The organism is Pseudomonas sp. Sample_24 (assembly GCF_004307605.1).
Classification (GTDB): Bacteria; Pseudomonadota; Gammaproteobacteria; order Pseudomonadales; family Pseudomonadaceae; genus Aquipseudomonas.
The window spans coordinates 1-3,219 of the sequence record NZ_RCNW01000172.1 but is presented as its reverse complement, the minus strand read 5'-3'; the positions used below and the strand labels follow the sequence as shown (position 1 = coordinate 3,219).

The 3,219-nt window shown below is 51.6% G+C and carries 2 rRNA genes; both read left to right on the top strand.

Annotated features, from left to right (window positions below):
* The first annotated feature begins 55 nt into the window (after positions 1-55).
* Positions 56-2,947 (top strand): 23S ribosomal RNA (locus tag D8V06_RS08970).
* A gap of 154 nt (positions 2,948-3,101) precedes the next feature.
* Positions 3,102-3,217: ribosomal RNA gene (gene rrf / locus D8V06_RS08965) — 5S ribosomal RNA — on the top strand.
* Positions 3,218-3,219 lie beyond the last annotated feature (2 nt).

Sequence of the window (3,219 nt, the reverse complement as noted above, 5' to 3'; positions counted from 1 at the left end):
CGAATTTTCGGCGAATGTCGTCTTCACAGTATAACCAGATTGCTTGGGGTTATATGGTCAAGTGAAGAAGCGCATACGGTGGATGCCTTGGCAGTCAGAGGCGATGAAAGACGTGGTAGCCTGCGAAAAGCTTCGGGGAGTCGGCAAACAGACTTTGATCCGGAGATGTCTGAATGGGGGAACCCAGCCATCATAAGATGGTTATCTTGTACTGAATACATAGGTGCAAGAGGCGAACCAGGGGAACTGAAACATCTAAGTACCCTGAGGAAAAGAAATCAACCGAGATTCCCTTAGTAGTGGCGAGCGAACGGGGACTAGCCCTTAAGTTGATTTGAGATTAGCGGAACGCTCTGGAAAGTGCGGCCATAGTGGGTGATAGCCCTGTACGCGAAAATCTCTTATCAATGAAATCGAGTAGGACGGAGCACGAGAAACTTTGTCTGAATATGGGGGGACCATCCTCCAAGGCTAAATACTACTGACTGACCGATAGTGAACTAGTACCGTGAGGGAAAGGCGAAAAGAACCCCGGAGAGGGGAGTGAAATAGATCCTGAAACCGTATGCGTACAAGCAGTGGGAGCCCACTTTGTTGGGTGACTGCGTACCTTTTGTATAATGGGTCAGCGACTTATTTTCAGTGGCGAGCTTAACCGAATAGGGGAGGCGTAGCGAAAGCGAGTCTTAATAGGGCGTCTAGTCGCTGGGAATAGACCCGAAACCGGGCGATCTATCCATGGGCAGGTTGAAGGTTAGGTAACACTGACTGGAGGACCGAACCGACTACCGTTGAAAAGTTAGCGGATGACCTGTGGATCGGAGTGAAAGGCTAATCAAGCTCGGAGATAGCTGGTTCTCCTCGAAAGCTATTTAGGTAGCGCCTCATGTATCACTGTAGGGGGTAGAGCACTGTTTCGGCTAGGGGGTCATCCCGACTTACCAAACCGATGCAAACTCCGAATACCTACAAGTGCCGAGCATGGGAGACACACGGCGGGTGCTAACGTCCGTCGTGAAAAGGGAAACAACCCAGACCGTCAGCTAAGGTCCCAAAGTTATGGTTAAGTGGGAAACGATGTGGGAAGGCTTAGACAGCTAGGAGGTTGGCTTAGAAGCAGCCACCCTTTAAAGAAAGCGTAATAGCTCACTAGTCGAGTCGGCCTGCGCGGAAGATGTAACGGGGCTCAAACCATACACCGAAGCTACGGGTATCACTTAGGTGATGCGGTAGAGGAGCGTTCTGTAAGCCTGTGAAGGTGAGTTGAGAAGCTTGCTGGAGGTATCAGAAGTGCGAATGCTGACATGAGTAACGACAATGGGTGTGAAAAACACCCACGCCGAAAGACCAAGGTTTCCTGCGCAACGTTAATCGACGCAGGGTTAGTCGGTCCCTAAGGCGAGGCTGAAAAGCGTAGTCGATGGAAAACAGGTTAATATTCCTGTACTTCTGGTTATTGCGATGGAGGGACGGAGAAGGCTAGGCCAGCTTGGCGTTGGTTGTCCAAGTTTAAGGTGGTAGGCTGGAATCTTAGGTAAATCCGGGATTCTAAGGCCGAGAGCTGATGACGAGTGTTCTTTTAGAACACGAAGTGGTTGATGCCATGCTTCCAAGAAAAGCTTCTAAGCTTCAGGTAACCAGGAACCGTACCCCAAACCGACACAGGTGGTTGGGTAGAGAATACCAAGGCGCTTGAGAGAACTCGGGTGAAGGAACTAGGCAAAATGGCACCGTAACTTCGGGAGAAGGTGCGCCGGTGAGGGTGAAGGACTTGCTCCGTAAGCCCACGCCGGTCGAAGATACCAGGCCGCTGCGACTGTTTATTAAAAACACAGCACTCTGCAAACACGAAAGTGGACGTATAGGGTGTGACGCCTGCCCGGTGCCGGAAGGTTAATTGATGGGGTTAGCTAACGCGAAGCTCTTGATCGAAGCCCCGGTAAACGGCGGCCGTAACTATAACGGTCCTAAGGTAGCGAAATTCCTTGTCGGGTAAGTTCCGACCTGCACGAATGGCGTAACGATGGCGGCGCTGTCTCCACCCGAGACTCAGTGAAATTGAAATCGCTGTGAAGATGCAGTGTATCCGCGGCTAGACGGAAAGACCCCGTGAACCTTTACTATAGCTTTGCACTGGACTTTGAATTTGCTTGTGTAGGATAGGTGGGAGGCTTTGAAGCGTGGACGCCAGTTCGCGTGGAGCCATCCTTGAAATACCACCCTGGCAACTTTGAGGTTCTAACTCAGGTCCGTTATCCGGATCGAGGACAGTGTATGGTGGGTAGTTTGACTGGGGCGGTCTCCTCCTAAAGAGTAACGGAGGAGTACGAAGGTGCGCTCAGACCGGTCGGAAATCGGTCGTAGAGTATAAAGGCAAAAGCGCGCTTGACTGCGAGACAGACACGTCGAGCAGGTACGAAAGTAGGTCTTAGTGATCCGGTGGTTCTGTATGGAAGGGCCATCGCTCAACGGATAAAAGGTACTCCGGGGATAACAGGCTGATACCGCCCAAGAGTTCATATCGACGGCGGTGTTTGGCACCTCGATGTCGGCTCATCACATCCTGGGGCTGAAGCCGGTCCCAAGGGTATGGCTGTTCGCCATTTAAAGTGGTACGCGAGCTGGGTTTAGAACGTCGTGAGACAGTTCGGTCCCTATCTGCCGTGGACGTTTGAGATTTGAGAGGGGCTGCTCCTAGTACGAGAGGACCGGAGTGGACGAACCTCTGGTGTTCCGGTTGTCACGCCAGTGGCATTGCCGGGTAGCTATGTTCGGAATAGATAACCGCTGAAAGCATCTAAGCGGGAAACTAGCCTCAAGATGAGATCTCACTGGAACCTTGAGTTCCCTGAAGGGCCGTCGAAGACTACGACGTTGATAGGTTGGGTGTGTAAGCGCTGTGAGGCGTTGAGCTAACCAATACTAATTGCCCGTGAGGCTTGACCATATAACACCCAAGCAATTTGCTGACCTGAAAAGGCACCAGATTGCGGTGTGTGAAGACGAAACGAACCGAAAGTTCGAGAAACAAACACACAAACTATCGCATACCCATTCGCTGGAGCGTGAGCCGCAAGGCAAACGAGCTGGCTACCGAATTTCTTGACGACCATAGAGCATTGGAACCACCTGATCCCATCCCGAACTCAGCAGTGAAACGATGCATCGCCGATGGTAGTGTGGGGTTTCCCCATGTGAGAGTAGGTCATCGTCAAGATT